At 41.7% G+C, this 24,122-nt stretch carries 20 protein-coding genes; 9 read left to right on the plus strand and 11 right to left on the minus strand.

The features are described 5' to 3' along the window. Positions 1-28: 28 nt before the first annotated feature. From lysA to GLIP_RS14120, 4 genes are all read right to left on the minus strand, one after another. Positions 29-1,279, minus strand: a complete 1,251-nt coding sequence (gene lysA / locus GLIP_RS14110; RefSeq protein WP_008845326.1) for a diaminopimelate decarboxylase — start codon at positions 1,277-1,279, stop codon at positions 29-31. Next, on the minus strand, positions 1,280-1,438 hold the full coding sequence (gene lptM / locus GLIP_RS21955) for an LPS translocon maturation chaperone LptM (protein WP_008845327.1): 159 nt from the start codon (positions 1,436-1,438) through the stop codon (positions 1,280-1,282). A gap of 762 nt (positions 1,439-2,200) precedes the next feature. Further along, positions 2,201-3,265: an MJ1255/VC2487 family glycosyltransferase gene (locus tag GLIP_RS14115; protein WP_008845328.1), complete on the minus strand. Its 1,065-nt coding sequence runs from the start codon at positions 3,263-3,265 to the stop codon at positions 2,201-2,203. A gap of 9 nt (positions 3,266-3,274) precedes the next feature. Then, on the minus strand, positions 3,275-3,787 hold the full coding sequence (locus GLIP_RS14120) for a phosphatase PAP2 family protein (protein WP_008845329.1): 513 nt from the start codon (positions 3,785-3,787) through the stop codon (positions 3,275-3,277). A gap of 196 nt (positions 3,788-3,983) precedes the next feature. On the opposite strand from GLIP_RS14120, the gene rraA reads away from it, so the two are divergent. Then, positions 3,984-4,469: a ribonuclease E activity regulator RraA gene (gene rraA / locus GLIP_RS14125; protein WP_008845330.1), complete on the plus strand. Its 486-nt coding sequence runs from the start codon at positions 3,984-3,986 to the stop codon at positions 4,467-4,469. Between the two features lie 78 nt (positions 4,470-4,547). Here rraA and GLIP_RS14130 read toward each other — a convergent pair whose 3' ends face one another. The 3 genes from GLIP_RS14130 to mpl are packed head-to-tail and all read right to left on the minus strand — an operon-like array spanning position 4,548 to position 7,324. Beyond that, positions 4,548-5,345 carry a S1/P1 nuclease gene (locus GLIP_RS14130; RefSeq protein ID WP_008845331.1) on the minus strand — a complete coding sequence of 266 codons (798 nt, stop codon included), beginning with the start codon at positions 5,343-5,345 and terminating at the stop codon, positions 4,548-4,550. A 19-nt stretch (positions 5,346-5,364) separates the two neighbouring features. After that, positions 5,365-5,979, minus strand: coding sequence for a flavin prenyltransferase UbiX (locus GLIP_RS14135; RefSeq protein WP_008845332.1), 615 nt, complete (start codon positions 5,977-5,979; stop codon positions 5,365-5,367). Then, complete coding sequence (gene mpl, locus GLIP_RS14140; RefSeq protein ID WP_008845333.1) at positions 5,969-7,324, minus strand: UDP-N-acetylmuramate:L-alanyl-gamma-D-glutamyl-meso-diaminopimelate ligase; 1,356 nt, start codon at positions 7,322-7,324, stop codon at positions 5,969-5,971. Before mpl ends, GLIP_RS14135 begins: the two co-directional genes overlap by 11 nt. Before the next feature lie 203 nt (positions 7,325-7,527). On the opposite strand from mpl, the gene GLIP_RS14145 reads away from it, so the two are divergent. After that, the gene (locus GLIP_RS14145) at positions 7,528-8,496 is read left to right on the plus strand and encodes a class 1 fructose-bisphosphatase (RefSeq protein ID WP_008845334.1); all 969 of its coding nucleotides are present in this window, start codon (positions 7,528-7,530) and stop codon (positions 8,494-8,496) included. Between the two features lie 545 nt (positions 8,497-9,041). On the opposite strand, the gene GLIP_RS14150 is transcribed toward GLIP_RS14145, so the two are convergent. Then, positions 9,042-11,045 carry a sodium-translocating pyrophosphatase gene (locus GLIP_RS14150; RefSeq protein ID WP_008845335.1) on the minus strand — a complete coding sequence of 668 codons (2,004 nt, stop codon included), beginning with the start codon at positions 11,043-11,045 and terminating at the stop codon, positions 9,042-9,044. Between the two features lie 335 nt (positions 11,046-11,380). Between GLIP_RS14150 and ppa the strand changes: the two genes are divergently transcribed. The 3 genes from ppa to GLIP_RS14165 all read left to right on the plus strand — a co-directional run bounded on the left by ppa (position 11,381) and on the right by GLIP_RS14165 (position 13,797). Next, entirely contained in the window at positions 11,381-11,929 is a 549-nt protein-coding gene (gene ppa / locus GLIP_RS14155; protein ID WP_008845336.1) for an inorganic diphosphatase, read from the plus strand. 151 nt (positions 11,930-12,080) lie between these two features. After that, a complete protein-coding gene (locus tag GLIP_RS14160) occupies positions 12,081-13,325 on the plus strand; it encodes an MFS transporter (RefSeq protein WP_008845337.1) in 1,245 nt (414 codons plus the stop codon). Positions 13,326-13,338: 13 nt separating this feature from the next. Beyond that, the gene (locus GLIP_RS14165; RefSeq protein WP_008845338.1) at positions 13,339-13,797 is read left to right on the plus strand and encodes a DUF3299 domain-containing protein; all 459 of its coding nucleotides are present in this window, start codon (positions 13,339-13,341) and stop codon (positions 13,795-13,797) included. A gap of 10 nt (positions 13,798-13,807) precedes the next feature. Here GLIP_RS14165 and GLIP_RS14170 read toward each other — a convergent pair whose 3' ends face one another. The 3 genes from GLIP_RS14170 to uvrA are packed head-to-tail and all read right to left on the minus strand — an operon-like array spanning position 13,808 to position 17,762. Further along, positions 13,808-14,503 carry a 2OG-Fe(II) oxygenase gene (locus GLIP_RS14170; protein WP_008845339.1) on the minus strand — a complete coding sequence of 232 codons (696 nt, stop codon included), beginning with the start codon at positions 14,501-14,503 and terminating at the stop codon, positions 13,808-13,810. Beyond that, the gene (locus GLIP_RS14175) at positions 14,500-14,910 is read right to left on the minus strand and encodes an acyl-CoA thioesterase (protein ID WP_008845340.1); all 411 of its coding nucleotides are present in this window, start codon (positions 14,908-14,910) and stop codon (positions 14,500-14,502) included. Before GLIP_RS14175 ends, GLIP_RS14170 begins: the two co-directional genes overlap by 4 nt. A 17-nt stretch (positions 14,911-14,927) precedes the next feature. After that, on the minus strand, positions 14,928-17,762 hold the full coding sequence (gene uvrA, locus GLIP_RS14180; RefSeq protein WP_008845341.1) for an excinuclease ABC subunit UvrA: 2,835 nt from the start codon (positions 17,760-17,762) through the stop codon (positions 14,928-14,930). 269 nt (positions 17,763-18,031) lie between these two features. Between uvrA and GLIP_RS14185 the strand changes: the two genes are divergently transcribed. From GLIP_RS14185 to GLIP_RS14205, 4 genes are all read left to right on the plus strand, one after another. After that, the gene (locus GLIP_RS14185; RefSeq protein WP_040523030.1) at positions 18,032-19,372 is read left to right on the plus strand and encodes an MFS transporter; all 1,341 of its coding nucleotides are present in this window, start codon (positions 18,032-18,034) and stop codon (positions 19,370-19,372) included. Positions 19,373-19,463: 91 nt separating this feature from the next. Further along, the gene (locus GLIP_RS14190) at positions 19,464-20,336 is read left to right on the plus strand and encodes an HpcH/HpaI aldolase/citrate lyase family protein (protein WP_008845344.1); all 873 of its coding nucleotides are present in this window, start codon (positions 19,464-19,466) and stop codon (positions 20,334-20,336) included. A 303-nt stretch (positions 20,337-20,639) separates the two neighbouring features. Further along, positions 20,640-21,209 carry a single-stranded DNA-binding protein gene (gene ssb, locus GLIP_RS14195; RefSeq protein WP_008845346.1) on the plus strand — a complete coding sequence of 190 codons (570 nt, stop codon included), beginning with the start codon at positions 20,640-20,642 and terminating at the stop codon, positions 21,207-21,209. Positions 21,210-22,712: 1,503 nt separating this feature from the next. Beyond that, a partial coding sequence (locus GLIP_RS14205; protein WP_052154991.1) for a sulfatase family protein occupies positions 22,713-24,122 on the plus strand: 1,410 nt, incomplete at its 3' end.

The raw sequence follows: 24,122 nt of genomic DNA on the forward strand, positions 1-24,122 counted from the left end.
TTTTGCCCGAGCAGACTAGGTTCTAATGCTATTCAATTATATGCTCGCCTTTCCATAGGTCGCTTAACACTTCACGTTCACGGACAAGGTGCAGACTGCTTTTGTCGACGATAATTTCTGCTGGACGGCAGCGGCTATTGTAGTTAGACGCCATAACAAAACCATATGCACCAGCACTTCGTACTACTAAAAGGTCATCTGGCGCGATTTCTAATTCACGGTCTTTACCAATAAAATCGCCTGTTTCGCAGATAGGGCCAACAATGTCATACGTCGCTTTTGGATTGTTTGTAGATATTTCAGCAGGAATGATATTTTGCCAAGCCGAATACAACGCTGGTCGAATTAAGTCGTTCATCGCTGCATCTACGATAGCAAAGTTTTTTTCTTCGCCATGTTTTATGAATTCTACTTTGGTAATGAGAATCCCTGCGTTGGCCATGATTGCGCGGCCGGGTTCGAATATTAATTTTAGTTCAGGGCGCGTTTTCATACGCGTCATTAGCGCTTCAACATAGGTGTCTGGATGCGGAGGCGTTTCGTCTTTATAAGCGACACCTAAACCACCGCCAACATCCAAATGGCTAATGGCTATTCCCATATCTGCTAATTCATCAATTAGCAGCAACAATCGATCTAATGCATCAACAAAAGGCACAATATCGGTTAACTGTGAACCGATGTGACAATCCATTCCTTTGATTTCCAAATGTTCGTAACTGGCGGCAAGTTTATAGATAGCAACCGCGTTTTCTCTAGGTATGCCAAATTTGTTTGCTTTCAAACCCGTTGAAATATAAGGGTGTGTTTTTGCATCGACATCCGGGTTAACGCGGATGGAAATGGGGGCTTTAACATCAAGTTGTGAGGCGACTTTATTGATACGCTCAAGTTCTGGCGCAGACTCTACATTAAAACACAGAATGTTTTTCGATAGCGCAAATTCGATTTCTTGTTCGGTTTTTCCAACACCAGAAAATACCACTTTGGATGGATCGCCACCGGCCTCTATCACACGTGACAATTCACCGCCTGAGACTATGTCAAAACCAGAGCCTAATTTTGCCATCACCGACAAAACCCCTAAATTTGAGTTCGCTTTAACAGCGTAACAAATCAAATGAGGGTGTTTACCCGCGGCATTATCAAATGCGTGCCAATGACGCTCAATGGTGGCTCGGGAATACACATAGCAGGGTGTACCATATTGCTCAGCAATCTGCTGTACAGGGACGTTTTCGGCGAAAAGGGTCGTATCTTGATATTGAAAATAATCCAACTAGGATTGCTCCTCTGAGTCGTCTGATGTTTGTTCTGTGTTGGGCGTGTTTTGGTCTGATGGAAGGGTAAGATCCCCTTTTACACCACAGCCTGTAGTGATAAAAATGGCCAGCAAAAAGGAAAATATGCGAAGCACAGAAAGCAGTTTGTTGAACACTCATTTCACCTAACAATATTGAAAGGCTATATCATCTCATCAAAAGCGAAAAAAACAAGCATTGCTGTCGGCTGTTTTGCAATATGACATGCAATAAACTGCTAACTGAGTTAAAAGCAAAAACAATCTTTATTATTAAGACATATTTAATTTTGTAAGATTAAGCCTCGATTACAGTGCTAAAACAACGGAATAAATCCCGTCCTACACTGTAGTCGGTGGCTTTAGCCCCGATAGCAGGAATGTAAATTCTCAACGGGATAAATCCCGTCCTACACTGTAGTCGGTGGCTTTAGCCCCGATAGCTGGAATGTAAAACCCCAACGGGATAAATCCCGTCCTACGCTGTAGTCGGTGGCTTTAGCCCCGATAGCTGGAACTTCAAATCCCAACGGGATAAATCGCGTTTTACAATGTAGTCGGTGACTTTAGCCCCGATAGCTGGAATGTAAAACCCCAACGAGATAAATCGCGTTTTACAATGCAGTCGGTGGCTTTAGCCCCGATAGCTGGAATGTAAATTCTCAACAGGATAAATCCCGTCCTACACTGTATTCGGTGGCTTTAGCCCCGAGAGCTGGAATGTAAAACCTCAACGTGATAAATCCCGTCCTACACCGTAGTCGGTGGCTTTAGCCCCGAAAGCTGGAATGTAAAACCCCGACGGGATAAATCCCGCCCTATGCTGTAGTCGGTGGCTTTAGCCCCGATAGCTTGAATGTAAATTCTCAACGGGGTAAGTCCCGTCTTACATGCAATATATTATGTCCCGCTGGCTAGTGATAGGCGCACAGACTCGGGAAAGCGGGTAATTTTCCATAGCTGCTCACACAAACTTTTCGTGTCTATGTAGTCACCTTCGAGTAGCCAATCAATCAGTACATCTGGTGAGTTTGGATAATTTATTGGTTCCGGTGAAGGCGATTTTAGCCAACTTGCCACAACGTCTGCATCTAAACTATCCATACTATAGCAACGATCCATACGTTCTAACGTAATGCGATTGGAAGATTGTTCATATTGGTTTTTTAGTGGTTTAACTAAGATCTTTTTACCTAATTGCAAACATTCACTAGATAGTTCAAAACCGCCATTCGCTATCACGCCAGCACATTCGAATAGTGCCTGTTGAAAAGTCGACTTAGATAATGGACGCCATTGGGTATTTTCAGTGTTATAAGCTTGCTCTATATCTGGGTGATAACAAAGAAACTTCTCATTTGGAAACTTCTTCAGCAATAATTTTATCGCATCGATATTTTCAAACGGTAAATACACTAAAACATGCTCGCCCAAGGTCGCTTTATCAAAAGACTCTTCAATAAACGGTGGAATGATTGGAAAGCCAAAATGGTACCAATGAACACCTAAGTTGATATCACAAGGTGCAAACATGCGCATCAATAGCCGGTCTGTCCAGGCTTCACCTTGTTTAGGTACATTGTGTTTAAATGCCGCTTGATGACTGATTGAAATAGATGATAGATCTTTCCATTTAGACGCCCATGCAGTGACCGGTTCGAAATCGTTTAGTAATACATCGTACTTGGCAACGTTTAACTGCTTTACATCACGAATAAACTCTCTGATATTGGCTTGCTTTAGGGTTTTCCATCTGTTTACTTCGCCGTTTTCGGTAATAAACGTCAATCCCGAAACAGTACGATAGTTACCAAATACTTCCATGTCGAAATATTTAGCGGGATCACGACCACTGAATATAAAGTCAACTTCGATGTCTTCGCGTTTTGCGAATGCTTTAGCCATTATTCGAGCACGCGCAATGTGTCCATTACCCGTGCCTTGCACGCCATACAATATTTTCATTAAAACTACTTAAACTAGGATACTAAGACTCAACATTGAAATAGTGATACCCAACAATGCACCTGCAACAATGTCACTAGGGTAGTGAACCCCGAGCATAACTCTCGATAAACCGATTAAGCTTGCCCAAATATAGACCAAAATTGCCACGCTAGGGTAGAAATGGGCCAATAAGGATGCCATCAAAAATGCTGCTGCTGTGTGCCCTGAAGGTAGACTAAACTTGTCAGATGGAGTGATGTGAGAACGGAAGTTGTAGATTAGGTCGCAAGGACGTTGACGCTTAAACAATTTTTTTAGAATGACATATATAGGTAATTCCAATGCATAAGCCAACAAAGATGTGTACAAAAAGATTGTCCCGTCTTTGGGATCAAAGGCGCATAACAACACTCCTAAGATCAAGTAAACATGTCCGTCACCGCTTTTGGAGATATATTTAATGATTCGGCAATCGCGACCAGCGGTTACACCGAAAATCCAACGAAATATATGTGTATCTGCTCTGCCGAATGCATTCATCTTAAGGTACTCTTGCTTATTGTACTCATCGAGAACAAAAATAACCAAAATGTGTGAAGGCTATTTGACATTATTGCGAAACCTTTGTGACAGTAATGCTTCAGTAATGTGACAATGAAGAAAACTGATCATAGGGTTTTACAAAGCAGCTCGTAACCTCTAATCTAGAACTTTATAGCTCGCGCTGGATTTTCTCATGGAATATAACACCTCTGAACTATGTGATTTGTTTGCGGATAGCGTTGATGTCGTCGATCCTTTATTTGTAAATTACGGTGGTAGATTGTCTTATGGTGGCGAAATTACCACAATAAAATGCCATGAAGATAAAGGCTTGATAGATAAAATATTATCTCAATCAGGCAAAGGCAAGGTGCTACTTATTGATGGCGGAGGCTCTACCCGCCGAGCACTAATTGATGTGAATACCGCTCAAATTGCAATTGAAAACGATTGGGAAGGCATTGTTTGTTATGGCAGTGTGCGTGAAGTTGATCAACTTGAAGAGCTAGATATAGGAATTCATGCTGTCGCATCAATTCCAGTGAATGCTGCTTATGAACAAATTGGTGAAGTGGATGTGGCCGTTAATTTTGGCGGTGTAACGTTTTTACCAGAAGACCATCTTTATGCAGATAGCACTGGTATTATTTTGTCGCCTGAACCATTGGATATTGATTAATACAGTCGCGAAGTGTTTTATTATCAAAGGCTGCCCTTTAAATACGGCAGCCTTTTTGTGTTTTGAAGCGTCTAACCATCACAAAATGGAATCTAAATAGGCAGCAATTCTAACGCCTGCCATCTGTAGTCTTAGCTTTATTTCAGGTAAATGTTGGTGTTGGTAGCTCCAGCTTAGCTTATCTTCTTGCGGATATATTGTTTTGCGTAATTCGATACTTTCTTTAATCCACACTTTTGGATCAGTAGTTCTCCAAGTTTTAGCCATATCTGGTGTGATTTTACGACTCAACCAATCCGTCCATTCACTATATGATAATTTTTGATTATCAATTATACCGCTATCCCAAACTCTGTGGAGATTCGAATCTTGCCAAAAGAATTCTAATTTTACATCGTTACCACCGCGATCTGTGCCGTCACCGTTATGTAGCGGCTGATGTAAATCACCGATAATATGCACAATAAAATGCAGTGCTAGCTGCTTTTCTTGAATACTCGCTTCTTCATTTTTCAGTGTGGCAGAGAATGAAAGTAATGCAGTGTATGCATCGCCAACATCGGGGGCATGTTGTTCTGCATGATAATCAGTTCCATGTTTAACTGTTACATAATGCCAAGGAGATGAAGTTTTCTGCCAAAACTCAGAAGGGTCCGAACGCATTTCATCAGCAAAAGTTGAAATCTCCGCTAATGAGCTATTTGGAAAGATTGCATCAATTTTTGCTTTTGTTTCTGCAGATAAATAAAGCTCGGCTATTTCGCCAGACACGCGGTGTCCAATTTGTCCCCAAGCATACGCGTGAGTTGCTTGTAATAAACATACTAATGGGAGCGCTATTTTAAACAGTGTGGACAGTTTCAATTTGTGCAACATAAATTGTGTTCTCATAATTTTATTTTTGATAGCCCCAGCGTGGCATTAGCTTTTGATCTATTTCCAAATGGTCAAGTATCCGCGCGACCACAAAATCTACTAGGTCTTCTATATTTTTAGGCTGATGATAGAAACCAGGAGCAGCAGGCATAATAGTGACCCCCATTTGTGACAATTTGAGCATATTTTCAAGGTGAATTGTCGAAAGTGGCATTTCTCTGGGAACCAAAATAAGTTGCCCTTTTTCTTTTATCACTACATCTGCACCACGTTCAATTAAGTTGTCACTTTTTCCCGTTGCGATAGCGCTCAATGAACCCGTGGAGCATGGGCATACCACCATTTGTTTGGGAGCGGCAGAACCTGACGCGACAGGTGAAAACCACTCATCTTTACCAAACACGGTTATCTGCTCAGGCTTAGCATCAAATCGTTGTGTAAAAAACTCACTACAAGACTGAGGATTTGCCGGTATCTTTAATTCCTCTTCAGTGGCTAGTACCACTCTGGCTGCTGAAGATATCAATAGATAGACTTGATAATTCGCAGCAACTAAGGTTTCTAACAAGCGCATGCCGTAAGGCGCACCAGATGCGCCAGTAAAGGCTAATGTGATTCTTTTTTCAAAACTCATGTTCGGCTAGTTGCTCCAGTAAGCGTGCATGGATGCCACCAAAACCGCCATTGCTCATGACCAAAATATGGTCGCCCGGCTTTGCGGCTTTCACTAAGGCTTCAACAATGTCGTCAACACTATCATAAACCCGTGTTGGAACATCAGATTCTGCGCTAAGTTGCGACAATGACCAGTCTAAATTTTCTGGTTGAAACAGTAAAACTTGATCCGCCTTGGACCAAGACTTTGCTAATGTAGTTTGATGAACGCCCATTTTCATTGTTGCTGAACGGGGCTCTAAAACCGCAAAAATGCGCGCACTTTTTACTCTATTGCGCAGACCTTCGAGCGTAGTTGCAATCGCTGTAGGATGATGGGCAAAATCGTCATAAACAGTGATGTTATTAACAACGCCGCGTGTTTCCATTCTTCTTTTAGCATTCACAAATTCCGCCAACGCTTGGATGGCGACATCTGGCTTCACCCCAGCATGGCGTGCAGCAGCTATTGCCATAATGGCATTATGAATATTGTGCTGACCAATTAAAGACCAACGCACACGTCCAAGGTTTTCTTGTTGCAAAAAGACGTCAAATTCACTTCCATCTGCAGTTTGGTTTTTGGCTTGCCAGTCACTTCCAATATATTGAACAGGACTCCAACATCCTTTTCCGAGAACTTGCTCAATATTGACGTCGTCAGCGGGCGCTAAGGCTAAGCCTGTACTTGGCAGAATTCTAATCAAATGATGAAACTGTTTTTGAATGGCAGCTAAATCTTCGAAGATATCTGCGTGGTCAAATTCTAAATTGTTGAGTATTAAGGTGCGTGGATGATAGTGCACAAACTTAGAGCGTTTATCAAAAAATGCGCTGTCATATTCGTCAGCTTCGATCACAAAAAAGGGGGATTCACCTAATCTCGCTGAAATAGAAAAGTTTTCTGGTACACCGCCAATCAAGAAACCGGGTTGTAAGCCCGCATATTCTAGAATCCAAGCTACCATACTGGCGGTAGATGTTTTACCGTGAGTGCCTGATGCGGCAATTACCCAACGTTGTTTTAATACATTTTCTGACAGCCATTGCGGCCCACTAATGTAATTTAAGTTGCGGTTTAATACGGTCTCTACACAGGGATTTCCCCGCGACATTGCGTTGCCGATAATGACGACATCTGGCTCAGGATCCAATTGAGATGGATCAAACCCTTGGGTGAGAGTGATACCTAAAGATTCTAGTTGTGTGCTCATTGGCGGATAAACATTGGTATCGGAACCGCTTACATGGTGTCCCATTGATTTGGCGATAGCAGCAATTCCGCCCATAAAGGTGCCGCAAATCCCTAAAATATGAATATGCATAACTTCGATTTTCTGAAAAACTTCAGCTAAGGTTAACAGACTATCGAAAGTCCACAAATGGATATTAAATTAACTTGTTGATTTTTTTGGCTGAGTTTTATGATTAATAAAGGTACACTTTGTTAACGTGGAAAAGAAGATTACTATCAAGTAATTAAAAGACACAATTCCCTAAGACAATCTAATAATAGGCTTTCACAAGAATGAAACGACTCAATTCACAACTGCAAGAAGACGGTGCTCCAATGGAGCTGATTTTGTTGATCCGTACATTATTGGCGGGCTGCAAAGAAATATCTTTCCGTGTAAGTCAAGGGGCTTTGGCTGGCGTGCTAGGTTCCTTGTTAAGTGAAAACGTACAAGGTGAGACGCAGAAAAAACTGGATGTTATTTCAAATCAGATTTTAAAAGATATTTTAAAAGAGTCTGGTTACGTGAAAGCCATTTCTTCTGAAGAAGAAGATGATGTAGTTGGTTGTCATCCTGAGGGTAAATATTTGGTAAGCTTCGACCCTCTGGACGGTTCATCAAATACCGATATTAATAGCCTTATTGGTACTATTTTCTCCATTACTCATGCACCTCAATGGATGGAACCAGATGATCCATCAGCATTTTTGCAACCTGGAACACAGATAGTCGCAGCTGGATATGTGCTTTATGGTCCTTCAACGATGCTCGCCATGAGTACAGGTCGCGGAACTCATTTGTATACGTTAGATAAAACCCATGGTGGTTTTTTATTGACTAAAGCCAATGTGACAGTTCCTGACCAGACTAAAGAATTTTCAATAAACAGTTCTAATCAGCGTCATTGGGAACAACCAATGCAGGATTATATTAATGATCTGTTGGCTGGCGATGAAGGCCCACGAGGTAAAAACTTCAATATGCGTTGGGTTGGCGCGATGGTAGGCGATATTCATCGTATTCTATCTCGTGGCGGTATTTTTGCGTATCCATTTGATAAACGTAATCCTAAAATTCCAGGCAAGCTTCGCTTATTGTATGAAGCAAACCCAATGTCATTCTTAATCGAACAAGCCGGTGGTGCAGCAACCACAGGTGAGCGTCGAATTTTAGAGGTGATGCCGCATGAAATTCATCAGCGTGTACCTGTGATTATGGGGTCTAAAGAAGAAGTCGAAACTTGTATGACCTATTACGAGTAATTGGCCACCAATTTTATATCCAACGAATTTTCTAATTTTATCTCACGGGGCTAAAGCCCCTGTCGCACGGGATTTTTCCAGTGTGTCGCTTGATGTTTTAATTTGATTCTACCTCACGGGGCTAAAGCCCCGCCTACAGGTGTAGCACGGGATTTTTCCAGTGTGTCGCTTGATGTTTTAATTTGATTCTACCTCACGGGGCTAAAGCCCCGCCTACAGGTGTCGCACGGGATTCATCCCGTGGATTGCTTGATGTTTTAGTTCGATTTAACCTCTCGAGGCTAAAGCGCGCCTACAGGTGTAGCACGGGATTTTTCCCGTGAGTCGTTTGATTTTAGCTTAATCTAACCTCGCGAGGCTAAAGCCCCGCCTGCAGGTGTAGCACGGGATTCATCCCGTGAGTCGTTTGATTTTAGCTTAATCTAACCTCGCGAGGCTAAAGCCCCGCCTACAGGTGTAGCACGGGATTTTTCCCGTGGATTGCTTGATGTTTTAGCTTGATTTTACCTTGCGGGGCTATAAAGCCCCGTCTACAGGTTTATTGTTTATGATGTGGTGAGCAGAGGTGCAATCACCAAGCTCACGATAGCCATAACATTGATTAGTATGTTCATCGCTGGGCCTGAGGTGTCTTTGAATGGGTCGCCGACAGTATCACCAACTACAACCGCGGCATGTGTTTCCGATCCTTTTCCACCCAAATTGCCTTTTTCAACGTATTTTTTGGCGTTGTCCCAAGCTCCACCTGCATTTGCCATCATCAAAGCAAGCAACACGCAGCCTAACAATGCTCCACCTAACATCCCGCCTAAGGCGTGTGCTCCCAACCCAAATCCAACAATTGGGGGAACAGCTACTGCAATCGCGCCGGGTAAAATCATTTTTTTCAACGCAGCTGTAGTTGCAATATCGACACAACGACCGGTATCTGGTTCGGCTTCGCCTTCCATCAAGCCTTTAATTTCTCTGAATTGACGGCGGATCTCCTTAATCATTTCAAAGGCAGCATCACCGACTGCGGTCATGGTAATAGAGGCAATTAAAAATGGAAGAACACCACCGATAAACAATCCAATTAACACCATAGGATCGCCCAAGTGAAGGGTGAAGTTGTCGAACTTGGCTGATAGGGTTTCAACAAATGCGGCGATAATTGCCAAAGCCGCCAGTGCTGCTGCGCCGATGGCGAAACCTTTTCCTATGGCAGCCGTGGTATTGCCTAATTCATCAAGCGAATCAGTAATTTCTCTGGTTTCTTTGCCCAAACCTCCCATTTCAGCAATTCCACCGGCGTTATCTGCTACTGGACCATAAGCGTCGATAGCCATGGTGATACCCACAGTGGCTAACATACCCACTGCCGCTATTCCTACGCCATATAAACCAGACAGTGACGTTGAAACATAGATAATCCCGCAAATGGTCAGCACAGGAATAACCACCGATTGCATCCCAACCGAAAGCCCTGTAATCATTACCGTGGCTGCGCCAGTTTCACCAGATTTGGCAATCTTACGAATTGGAGAGGCCGCAGTGTAATATTCAGTCACTAAACCGATAATAATCCCACCTACAGCTCCGGATACCACCGACCACCAGACATGATTATCTACACCGATTTTTTGAATAACAAAATAAGCTACTGCGATAAACAGAAATGCCGCGCCCATTGTGCCGGCGCGTAATGCCACTTCAGGCTTAGATGAAGACATGAGTTTAACCAAGGCGATACCACCAACAGAACATAGTAGCCCGGCTGACGCTAGCGCTAAAGGTAAGAACATGAGAGATTCTTTATTGCCTAAATCACTCATGACCATAGTTGAAGCGATGGCAATGGTGGCAATCATTGAACCACAGTAGGACTCAAATATATCTGAGCCCATGCCGGCGACATCACCTACGTTGTCGCCCACGTTGTCGGCAATTACCCCTGGGTTACGAGGATCATCTTCTGGAATACCCGCTTCGATTTTGCCAACCAAATCTGCGCCAACATCTGCACTTTTAGTAAATATACCACCACCGACTCGTGAAAATAGTGCCACTATCGAAGCACCCATACCAAATCCATGTATCGCATGTGCGGATTCCGGATCACCACCAAAATACCAATATAAGGTGCCTAGGCCTAACAATCCCATAGAAGCAACGCAAAGCCCCATCACCGAGCCACCTAAAAAGGCCACCGTTAAGGCTTCAGAAGCGCCCTTATCATGGGCTGCTTGGGTGGTTCTTACGTTTGCCTTGGTTGCTGTAAACATACCAATGTAACCGGCAAAAGCTGAGCAGATAGCACCCGCCGTAAAGGCAATGGTTGTATTTGCGCCTAATGAAAAGTACAACGCGGTGCCCACTACCAAGGCGAATATAAATAGCATTTTGTACTCGCGATGCATAAATACCATCGCTCCAAGATGGATCATATCGGCAATTTTGACGATGGCAGCATTTGTCGCTGGATATTTTTTGATAACAAAATAAATAACGAGCGCGAAAAAAAGTCCTAGGACGCCAAGAGCTGGTGGTATGTAAAATAACTCGGTCATAATTTCCCCAAATTGAGTGGCTATGACACAAAGTGAGACTGCAACCCACACGTTTATCGATACGTTACTTCAGGCACACGCTTTGCGATGTTTTATTGTCTATCGTCTAACCTAATTTTAATTAGAAAAGAAGATACCTTTTTGTTTGTTAACATAATTTTTACATTAAGTGTTGAATATAACTAGCTATTGTACAAAAGTTCAAGCTTTTGCTACTTATTTAAGCATAATACTTTAAAACATTCCTAATAAGACTAAGGTTGCGATTTCATCTTGCTCTAGAAGTCTTTATAATCTTGAACATTCCCGTTAAAACAACTTAAAGGTATCAACCAATGAGCTTAAATGCTGTCCCAGCAGGTAAAAACCTGCCTGATGAAGTTAACGTTATCATCGAAATTCCAGCCCACGCTGATCCGGTAAAATATGAAGTAGATAAAGAATCCGGTGCAATTTTTGTTGACCGATTTATGGCCACTTGTATGCACTATCCAACAAACTACGGGTACGTACCTCATACGCTTTCTCTTGATGGTGACCCAGTTGACGTATTAGTTATCACGCCATTTCCATTGATGGCAGGTTCAGTTATTCGTTGCAGACCAGTCGGTGTATTAAAAATGACTGATGAATCTGGTGAAGATGCGAAAGTTTTGGCAGTGCCAGCAGATAAGCTTTCAACTATTTATCGTGGCATTTCAGAAATCGATCAAATTCCTGAACTAACTAAACAGCAAATTGAACATTTCTTTGCTCACTATAAAGATCTAGAGCCAAACAAATGGGTGAAAATTGAAGGCTGGGGCAATCGCGAAGAAGCTAAAGCTGAAATTGTTGATAGTGTAAAGCGTTACGAAGATGCGGAAGAAAAGCCTAAGTTCTAAACGTATTATTTGATTCTTTAGGGCTAGCATTATGTTAGCCCTTTTTTTTGCCATGAAATATTTGCGTTATGCGCTGAAAGACAATTAACCTTGATTTCAGGTAAACTGTCATTTGACTTCACTTTCCCTAAATAGAACCTGACCCTAAACCATGCGATTGACAGCCACTCGAAATAATCCAATGTTGCTATTGTTAGCGATGGCTTTTGTACTGCCTTTAGTTTTTTCAGTGTGGAATGCACTACTTAATAATTTTGTCGTAGAGAAAGCCCAGTTTACCGGTGCAGAAATAGGCATGCTACAAAGCTTACGCGAAGTCCCAGGTTTTTTAGCCTTTTCTGCGGTGTTCTTATTGCTTGTTATTAAAGAACAAACCTTTGCAATGGTGTCCTTGGCTATCATGAGTATTGGTGTTGCGCTAACCGGCTTTTTCCCATTTGAAATTGGCCTATATTGTACCACCGTGATTATGTCCGTTGGATTCCACTATTTTGAAACCATCAATCAATCGTTAACTTTACAATGGGTGGCGAAAGAGAGCGCCGCCAACTTCATGGGCCAACAATTAGCAGTTAAAAGCTTTGCCTCTCTTTTTGCATACGGCAGTATTTGGTTACTAATGGATGTGGTTGGTATTCATTACCAAACCATGTATATGCTCGCTGGTGGCTTAGGTTTGGTTATTGTATTGTTTTTGTGGGGATTTTTTGCTCAGTTTAAGCAGCCGTCTATTCAGCATAAACAGTTGTTTTTGCGCAAACGCTATTGGCTGTATTACTGCTTAACTTTCTTTAGTGGGGCCCGTAGACAAATTTTTATGGTATTTGCCTCATTCATGATGGTCGAAAAGTTTGGCTATAGTGTAGGCGAGATCAGTTTACTATTTATAATCAACTACATATTTAATTTGTTTTTCGCGGCTAAAATTGGCAGTTGGATTGCAAAAGTAGGAGAGCGCACAGCGTTAACTGTTGAATACATCGGTTTGCTAGTTGTATTTATCAGCTATGCAATAGTGACGAATCCACAACTTGCGGCCGCTTTGTATGTCATCGATCATTTATTTTTCGCTATGGCGATTGCCATGAAAACCTATTTTCAAAAGATTGCCGATCCAAAAGATATTGCGTCAACCGCGGGTGTTAGCTTTACTATAAATCATATCGCCGCAGTGGTTATTCCTGCACTATTGGGAATTGTCTGGCTAACCTCACCCAGTTTAGTTTTTTATATAGGTGCTGCTTTTGCGTTTTGCTCACTGTTATTGGCATTGAACATTCCTGACTCCCCTAATTCAGGCAATGAAGTTAGGAAAAATCCATTCATGTGGGCAAATAAACCACAAACTGCCTCTGAAACCGAAAGTTCAGCAGTCGCTATCAAACCTGTTGTATAAGGAATAAAAAGTTATGCGTTTTTTTGTTTTCGCTTTTATTTTGTTAAGCAATGTCGCTTATAGCAAGCTAACAGAAGTATTTTGGGAAGATCTTGTTCCCGAAGGTTATATCGCACCGCCTGTCGATATTGATCATAGTTTATCTACAGGACAACAAAACTTGTCTGCGCCAGTGGTGAATAAATTTAACAATATGGAAGTGAAAATTCCTGGTTTTGTCGTTCCTTTGGAAGGTGATCAGGAAAAAATAACCGAGTTTTTATTGGTACCTTTTTTCGGTGCCTGCATACACGTTCCACCACCGCCACCAAATCAAATCGTGCACGTCACTATTCCAGAGGGAGTACCTGCGGTTGCGTTAACTGATGTGATTTGGGTAGTGGGTATACTTACCACTGAGGCATGGAGTGGGGACATTGCGACTGTTGGTTACAGTCTCAAAGGGACAAGTATCATGCCGTATGACGGGTAGATCCGCTGATCTACCCTGTATAAATTCGTTCAGCAGGGTTAAACAATACCCACGAAGTTAGTATATATTTGTCATTAGACACCGGCACGCACCCTCTATGGGTGTGGGTAAAGTAAGCAGGCGCTATTACCATTCTGCCGGCTTTGGGGCTGACAGTTTTATCTTGGTAATAGAAATCTGTGGTGCCACCTTCTTCCACATCATTCAAATAAAACATAAATAGCAAAATGCGGTGCAGAGCTTCATTGTTTCCCGCTTGAGGATAAACCTCAGAATGCCAATACGGATACCCGCCTTTTTTGACTTGGTACTTTTGTGCGTTTATATCGCCAATACGAAATAAATATTGCACGAGATTTGGTAGGTTCGGTTTACCGACTCTTTCGAAGTTTTCTTGGGTTAACTTAATTGGTTGCCCATTTGCAGGATCTTGCACGGTCAAGCCAATGGGTCCAATCAACGCAAAAAAATACTTTTCGAAATAACTCATCAGTTGTGCGGAAAGTAGCGGCAACATTGCCTGATATTCAGTTTGAAATTCAGGATTTTGTACTATCGACACATCCTTACTAATCTTTTTATCGGTGTCGACACCGCCACCAGTACGGCCTTGATAAGTATTTTTGCTAGCATCAAAGCGTTGTATAAACCCTTTGCATAAATTTTCTGGTAATACGTTATCGATTACTTCAATAAAATCTGTCATTTGGCAGATTCCTGTTGTGGATAAAAATGCTCTTGAAGCTGCGATTTTATTTCCGCTTCAATGGGCACCGCTTTGTTGGAAGAAAAATCAAATCGTACCAAAGTTGTATTACCTGATGCGACTTTTTGGTTTTGTTGCCAAATTTCCTGATAAGTTTCGAACGAACTATTCCCAATTCTGCTCACGTAAGTGCGGACTTCAACAGGTTTGCCGTAAAATATTTGCAGATGAAAATCAATTTTGTAACTGGCTAAAATCAGAGGCCAATTTCGCAGATCTAAGTTTGGACTAAATAATTTGAAAATAGGCTCTCTGCCTGATTCAAACCAGCCCGCAACAACTGTGTTACTGACATGGGCCAGCGCATCTGTTTCATAAAATCTGACATTAAATTGTTCGCTAAACATACTTCAGTCCGTTTTATTTATTTGGCATTTTCCAAAATAGGCTTGAGGAAATGCGCAGTGTGAGATTTTGCCACTTTGCAGACATCTTCTGGTGTACCTTGGGCGATAATATTGCCGCCACCAGATCCTCCTTCTGGGCCTAGGTCTACAATCCAATCTGCGGTTTTAATTACATCTAGGTTGTGCTCAATAACCACCACGGTATTCCCGTGATCGCGTAATCTATGCAGTACTTCCAGTAGTTGTTTAATATCGTGAAAGTGTAGTCCTGTTGTAGGCTCATCTAAAATATACAGGGTTTGTCCGGTATCGCGTTTAGACAATTCCTTGGCCAATTTGACACGCTGCGCTTCCCCGCCTGACAGAGTCGTTGCAGATTGGCCTAGACGAATATACGACAATCCAACATCCATGAGCGTTTGCAGTTTGCGAGCTATAGCCGGGATTGCATCAAAAAACTCCCGTGCCTCTTCAACTGTCATGTTCAATACTTGATTGATATTTTGACCTTTGTAGGTAATTTCCAGCGTCTCTCGGTTGTAGCGTTTACTCTTGCACACGTCACAAGGGACATACACATCAGGTAGAAAATGCATCTCTACTTTGATTAAACCATCACCTTGGCAGGCTTCACATCGTCCGCCTTTCACATTAAAGCTAAATCGTCCCGGTTTGTACCCGCGTGATCGTGCTTCTTGGGTTGCAGCGAACATTTCACGAATTGGCGTAAAAATACCCGCGTAGGTGGCTGGGTTCGAGCGTGGAGTACGACCGATGGGGCTCTGATCTATGTCGACTACTTTGTCTAACTGATCAAGCCCTGTTATGTCTTTATATGGCGCCGCTTCACCTGTAGTTGCACCATTTAAGGCATGATGAGCTAGCTTGTAAAATGTATCGTTTACTAAGGTAGACTTTCCAGAACCTGATACCCCTGTAACACAGGTCATCAGGCCAACAGGTATGTGTAAATCAACTGCTTGTAGGTTATTTCCAGTCGCCCCAGTTAACTTCACCCATTTATCGTCTTTAACTGGATTGCGTTTTTTAGGTATCTCTATTCTTTCTCTACCAGATAAATATTTACCAGTAAGTGAGTCTTCACTTTCTAATATGTCTTTTAAGCTGCCTTCGGCGACAATTTGGCCACCATGCACACCTGCACCAGGGCCAATATCAACAATATAATCTGCTTCTTTAATGGCATCTTCATCATGTTCAACCACGATCACTGTATTCCCTAAGTCACGCAGATGACGTAGAGTTTTCAACAGGCGTTCATTGTCTCGTTGATGCAAGCCGATGGAAGGTTCGTCCAAAACATACATAACTCCCACTAAACCAGCACCGATTTGACTAGCTAAACGAATACGTTGAGCTTCGCCACCCGACAAGGTATCGGCACTTCTAGACATGGAAAGGTAGTTCAAACCAACGTTAACTAAAAAGCTAAGACGATCATTAATTTCTTTTAGTATTTTTTCAGCGATTTGTGCGCGTTGGCCGGTTAGGTTTAAGCCATTGAAAAAATCCAAAGCGTCTGAAATAGACATTTCAGTAATACTAGGTAATGCCGTTTCGCCAATAAATACGTTTCTGGCTTCTAATCGCAATCGTGCTCCACCACAACTATTACAATGCTGTTGGCTGAGATACTTAGAGAGTTCCTCACGTACCGCATTAGATTCTGTTTCGCGGTAGCGGCGATCCATATTCGGAATAATGCCTTCAAATGGATGCTTACGCTCCATAATATCGCCACGGTCATTGATGTATTTGAATTTTATGGCTGTCCCTTTGCTGCCATGCAAAATCACTTCTTGGAATTTTGGCTCAAGTTCTACAAATGGCACAGTTAAGCTAAAACCGTAATGATCGGCTACTGCTTGCAGCATTTGGAAATAATAGTAACTGCGTTTGTCCCAACCGCGTATCGCGCCGCCAGATAAGCTCAATTCTTCATTGCTGACAATTTTGCCCGGATCGAAGAATTGTTTATTACCTAATCCGTCACAGGTTGGACAGGCACCGGCAGGATTATTAAAAGAAAATAATCTTGGCTCGAGTTCGGCCATGCTGTATCCGCAATGGGGGCAGGCAAAGTTAGCTGAAAATACCAGCTCTTCTTTTTCAGGCTCGTCCATAAATGCCACTTTTGCGGCACCTGAAGATAATTGCAGTGCCGTTTCAAACGATTCGGATAAGCGCAGGGCTAAATCATCTCGTACTTTAAATCGATCGACTACCACTTCGATGGTGTGTTTTTTATGTAGATCGAGTTCAGGTGGATCGGATAAGTCACATACTTCGCCATCGATACGGGCGCGTATATAACCCTGAGCGGCCAGTCCTTCGAGGGTTTTGATATGTTCGCCTTTCCGCTCTTGTACTACCGGAGCAAGCAACATGAGTTTTGTGCCTTCCTCCATTTCCAATACCCGGTCAACCATCTGACTGACAGTTTGAGCGGCTAATGGAACATCATGAGTAGGACAACGAGGCTCACCAACACGGGCAAATAATAAACGCAAATAATCATAAATTTCAGTAATCGTACCCACCGTAGAACGTGGGTTATGCGATGTTGATTTTTGCTCTATGGAAATAGCGGGAGACAAGCCTTCGATGTGGTCAACATCGGGTTTTTCCATCATCGATAAGAATTGTCTGGCATAGGCGGAAAGAGATTCAACATAACGTCTTTGTCCTTCAGCGTACAAGGTATCAAATGCCAAAGAAGATTTACCCGAACCAGACAAGCCGGTAATAACAATTAGCTTGTCGCGAGGTAGCGTTATATTAATGTTTTTCAGATTGTGGGTGCGTGCACCCCTAACTTCAATTTTATCCATGGATCCAGAATGTTGCCTGACCAAAAGATCAGTATTACATAATTGCCAATTTTGCTCTATTAGGAACTGCCCAATTCGCTAAAAAAAGCCAAACTTTTTTTGCTCAGGCGCTTTTTGTGCTCTCTATCGCCATTTTTAATGCTGTGATAAACTTCGCGGCCAATTAAGCTCTGCGTCACTAAGAAAATCAGCGCCAACGATATCTGAAACTTAGTGGAGCATATTTTCGACTGTCTTATTTAAACTTTTTAACAGCATAGTGATTTGATTTGAACGCAACTGAATTACGCGCAGCACTGTCTCTGGCATTTATCTACGTCCTAAGAATGTTAGGACTATTTATGGTTATGCCAGTGCTTGCCATCTTAGCCAAAGACTTTCCTGATTATTCGGTGTTAATGGTTGGCGTAGCGATTGGCGGCTACGGGCTAACACAAGCTTTTTTGCAAATTCCCATGGGCATGTTTTCAGACAAATTTGGCCGAAAACCTATTATTATCGTCGGGTTGTTGATGTTTTGCGCTGGAAGCTTAATTGCCGGATTCGCTGAAAATATGTGGATGCTAGTACTGGGCCGAATTCTTCAAGGGACAGGCGCAATTGCTGGCGCAATAATGGCGTTAGCTGCAGACGTTAGCCGCGAAAATCAACGTCCAAAAGTGATGGCGATTATAGGTATTGCGATAGGGTTTTCATTTTATCTTGCCTTACTCATTGGCCCTATGATTGCCAACTTGTGGGGGCTGTCAGGGATATTTTTCGTAACAGCGATATTGGCCTTTGTATGTATATTTATTGTTGCTTACCTTGTACCGTCTCAGCAAAGCAGCGCACCCACAGGTGACACACTTCCTTCTTGGATTGATGTGCGAAACTTATTTCATGATAAACAGATTCGAAAACTGAACATCAGCGTGTGTTTGTTGCACATGATGATTACGTTATTTTTTATGCAACTACCGGTGATGTTACAGCAGATGGGGTTGTTAATTGACGCACAATGGCAGTTATATTTGCCGGTTCTGTTGAGTTCTATCGTTGGCTTAACGATTTTGATGGGGCTCAATCGTAAGTACTCTCAAAAGTCACTTATGTTGGTGTCTATCGTATTATTAATTATTGCTTGCGCGGGCCTGTCGCTGTCAGCGACTCTAATTACATTAGCTATTTTTGCCGTGGTGTTCTTTACCGGGTTTAATTATTTAGAGGCTAATTTACCGGCTTGGGTGTCTAGCATCGCGCCGGCAGGTAAAAAAGGTTCTGCGATGGGGATGTATGCAAGCTTTCAATTTTTTGGTGCATTTCTAGGCGGTATTTTAGCGGGCTTTTTGAACCAATACTTTTCCCCCGAACAGGTTTTATTGTTTGCCATTGGCATTTTATTGTTATGGACAGGCATAGTAATGCGCCTTAAAACGGTAGATAAATATAGACGTTATACGTTAACTGGAATTGGTAAAACCGCGAACGTTGAGTTAGTGAAGAATCAACTCATCAATATGCCGGGGGTGGTAGATTTTGCCGTGGCGGTGGATGATGACAGTATCTATTTAAAAGCAACAAGTGAATTTGATCTGAGAAAAGCCCAACAGATTATTCAATCTAAATAAGCTAATCTTGGCATTGTTTAATGTTACGGTTCCAAAATCGTTCAAATGCTTTTAACTTAAACCTTAAGCACTAATTTTTATTGGAGTGAGCATGGCAGAATTAACCCTTTGGCGTTCGTTATTATTTCTGCCTGCAAACAACCAAAAATTCATTGAAAAAGCGCATACTCGCGGTGCCGACGGGTATATTTTAGATTTGGAAGATAGCGTTCCAAATGAGCATAAAGTCTCAGCTCGTGCGAACATAATCGATGCAGTAAAAGTGGTAGCCCAAGATGGCGCGGATGCGTTAGTGAGAATAAATGCCTCATTAAGGCTAGCGGTTAGCGACTTAGAAGCGGTGATTCATCCGCAATTCAGCGCCATAATTCTGCCCAAAGTAACCAGCGCTGCACAGGTGCAACTTATCGCAGAAGCCATCGATGAACTGGAATTCGAACGGCAGATGCCAGTTGGCCATACTCATCTTATCGCACAAATTGAACATGTTAATGCTATGCCTTATCTGGATGAAATAGCCAAAAGTTCTTCGCGGATGGTAGCAATGACTATGGGGACTGAAGATTTTTCTCTGTCAATGGGAATGGAGCCTGTTGTTGAAGCGCTGATGGGACCTTGCCAACAGTTAATAATGGCCTGTCGTCGCGCTAATATTTTGCCAATGGGGTTTCCTAGTTCTATAGCAGATTTTAGTGATCCGGTTGAATTCCGTAGCACGATTGAATTGGCAAAAAATATAGGCTTTGCTGGAGCGCCATGCGTACATCCATTGCAGGTGGATATACTTAACCAAGTTTATATGCCTACCGAAAAACAGATACTCGAAGCACAAGAACTGATTCAATCCTTTAAAATGCAATATGAGCAAGGTATAGGCGCGACTAACTATGCCAGCAAAATGGTTGATTTACCCGTGGTGTTGCGTGCAGAAAACCTATTAAAACGTGTCAAACCCCAAAACTAGACTCCCTTGCTGCGCAAAATCAGATATAGTGAAGATGTCGTATTTAATCTAAATTTAGTGCAGATTTTGTCGGGATAAAACTGAGTAATCGGGTTACAATACCGCAGATAATAATGAAACATTGATGCCAAGTTTTTAATCTATATTGGCAACGAACATACCTCAACAACCATAATATTTGGGTAAGTTTCTGATTTTCATAACCAATTTAGAAATATCAACTTGGACGCTTTTTCGGTTTGAGCCTTGGCCATTAGCAAATGCTAAAACCAGACCGCAAAGCAAAGAATAATAGGAGTAATCATGGCAACTAAAGGTGTCAATAAAGTCATTCTAGTCGGCAACATTGGGCAAGATCCAGAAGTAAGATACATGCCAAATGGCAACGCAGTAGCAAACTTGAGTTTAGCAACCAGTGAAAGCTGGAAAGATCAAAGTGGCCAAATGCAAGAACGTACAGAATGGCACAGACTAACTATGTATCGTCGTTTGGCAGAAATCGCTGGTGAATATTTGCGTAAAGGTTCGCAAATATATGTAGAAGGCAAACTACAGACGCGTAAGTGGCAAGATCAAAGTGGCCAAGACAAGTACACGACTGAGATTATCGTTGATCAAATGCAAATGTTAGGTGGTCGCACAGGTCAAGGCGATAACCAACAAGGTGGCTATTCAAATCAAGGTGGCGGTCAATACAACCAAGCGCCACAGAAGCCTGCGCAAGCACCTCAACAGAATTATGCTAAGCCTCCTCAACAAGGTGGTGGTCAGCCGTACGGAAATGCCCCGCAGCAAAACCCAGGTCAGAACCCTAGCCAAAAGCCACCTATGGCCGAGCCTGATTTTGACTTCGACGACGATATTCCATTCTAGAGTTCACCTGAGACATATTCTGTAAAGAATTGCTCTACAGCCCTTTAGCTACCTAATATCAAAGAAAAGGTTTACATTAAATTTGTATTTTTTGTAAGCTTTTTTTTTAGCTTATATAATGGTTATGCTGTACGTTGCAGTATTTGTAAAGAATGAGGTTGGTGGTTCATATTGCCGCTTATCACTTCAATCAGATTTATCAAATTGAAGCAAGAATTCACAACTTAAAAAAATAATGAAGTGGAATATGATAAAATTGGCACAATTATTTGGTTTTATTCTCACATTGTTTTTATGGGGAAGTGTTTACTTGTTATTACTTCCACTAAATTCCGAAATGTCCGATAGTGCGGGCGCAAGTCTTGTAATGCCAATAATTTTATTTGGTCTGCCTGTTTTATTTGTATCTTGTTTAATCATAATTCCTTCGACGTTTATGTTACTTTTTTCTAAAGTTAGGAATCGTTCGGGGATTACTGGAAGATATTGGTTAAGTTTATTAGGTGCAAATATTATTATTTCTTTTTCGTATTTAACATTGCTCGTTTACATATCTTACAATTTGATCATGCAGCGTGTGTGAACTATTTTTACAATAGTTTTAAAATTATCATATTCTCCGCCCAAGCATAAAGATTATGCTTCTTCATATGTCAAAGATATCGTGATACAAAATTAAACAATCATTAGTTGAGGTGAGACGCCATCTGAGATTGGGTGAAATTAAAACATCAGAATTAGCGAAAAAGTATTTGTTAATGACAGGCTTTGATGTGAATGCGGCCTGTAACTTTTTCCGACATAGCGCTGCCACTCACATGCTTGAGGGGGTAATACCATCCACATGAAGCTCTTGAAATTTTACAAGATGTCAGTAAAAAGAGTATTGATAGATAGGTTGCATACTTAGCGCTGACCTTTGTCAAACTAACTTTTGTAAAGGTTTAAGTTATTTTCTGAAAATTTTTAACAGAACTTTTTACAAAAACAATAGAAATGGTTCTGAATAATTGTAATATGTGTCGATATTTACTTTAAACTAATTTGAGTTCCACCTAACCATTCTGATTTACATGTAAATATAAATGTTAATCTGTAGTTTTGTTGTTTTAATACAAAACAGTAGCTTAACCTAAATTAAAACCTCTTCATGGCGTAAAGTTATAAGGAGTTTTTTATATCTAATTAAACCCACTAATTAACGATTCTTTCTTGATCTTAATATTTTACGAGCCATTCGAAATATAAGTTTGCCAACAAAAAAGTGATTTTCCTATATGGCATTGATAATGTCGTCAATCTTAATTTTTATTTAAGACCCAGAAAACTGCCTTATTTAACAATATAATCACATTCCTATATTGACTTTAACATCTCATATCTGTAATTTCTGTTTAATTATATTTAAAAAACACATCTGTAGGGTGTGTATAGTCCTAACATTGTTGTGATTTACACATATGACTGTTAGACGTGATTAGAGAACTCTAGTGGTTAATTGATATGAAATTACGTACTTTTTTATGTGCTCCCATCTTCATCTTGTCGTGTACAGCCTCTGTTAATGCTGAAGAAGCTAGTTCGCATGCTGACAAGCCCAATATTATTTATATTCTTGCTGATGATACGGGTATTGGTGATATTGGTGCGTATAACGCAAATTCTAAAATTCCAACGCCAAATTTAGATCTAATGGCAGAACAAGGGATGAAGTTTACAGACGCACATTCACCTTCTTCTGTGTGTACACCAACACGCTATAGTGTGCTCACTGGCAGATATTCTTGGCGTAGTCGCCTGAAAAAAGGGGTGTTATGGGGCTATGATCCGGCTCTGATTGAAGAGGGCAGAGAAACGGTTGCTTCGCTCCTTAAGTCGCAAGGATATAACACTGCGGGTATCGGTAAATGGCACTTAGGTTTAGGTGATACTAAACCGACAGATTACAGTAAGCCCCTTTCCCCAGGACCTATCGACAATGGTTTTGACTACTATTATGGTATTCCGGCCTCACTCGATATGGCTCCTTATGTTTATTTTGAAAATGATCAAGTCATTGAGCCTGCTACAGCATATACCGAAAAACACGGCAAGCCTCGCGGTGTTGGTGGTGGTGAAGAGTATTGGCGTGCGGGTAAAATGGCCAAAAACTTTAAACACATCGATGTGTTACCCAACATAATTACTCGCGCTGAAGAGTACATTCGCACCCAAAAAGACGCTGACAAACCATTTTTCTTATACTTGCCTTTGCCCGCACCGCATCAACCTTGGTTACCCACGGAAGAATTTGTCGGCAAAAGCAAAGCAGGTTTTTACGGTGACTTTATGCATCAGGTAGACAGCACGGTTGGCCAGATCGTAGATGCTGTAGCAGAAAGTGGAATGTCAGAAAATACTCTAATTATATTTACCAGTGACAATGGTTCGCATTGGTATGATGCCGACACTGAAAAATATGATCATAGCTCTAACATGCATTGGCGAGGTCGCAAGGGGGGGATTTACGAAGGTGGTCACCGTGTGCCTTTTATCGTCAAGTGGCCGGCTAAAATTGGTAAAAATAAGACCTCTGACGAATTAGTTTCTCTGAATGATTTTATGGCTACAGCAGCAGCAATTACGGGCACAAAGTTACCGGATGACGCCGCTGAAGATAGCGTTAACTTGTTGCCAGTTTTACTTGATGAAAAACGTAATGGCCCTATTAGAGAGACAGCCATCATGCACTCTGTCAACGGTACTTTTGCTATCCGAAAAGGCCACTGGAAATTGATTAACGCACATAACTCAGGTGGTTTTGGGCCACATAATCAAGTTGAAAATCCACCACCAGTGCAGCTATTTAACTTGAGCACCGATCCAACCGAGTCAAACAACTTATACAAGCAGCATCCTGAAAAAGTGAAAGAG

Origin of the sequence: Aliiglaciecola lipolytica E3, assembly GCF_000314975.1 — a bacterium.
GTDB classification, from domain to species: domain Bacteria; phylum Pseudomonadota; class Gammaproteobacteria; order Enterobacterales; family Alteromonadaceae; genus Aliiglaciecola; species Aliiglaciecola lipolytica.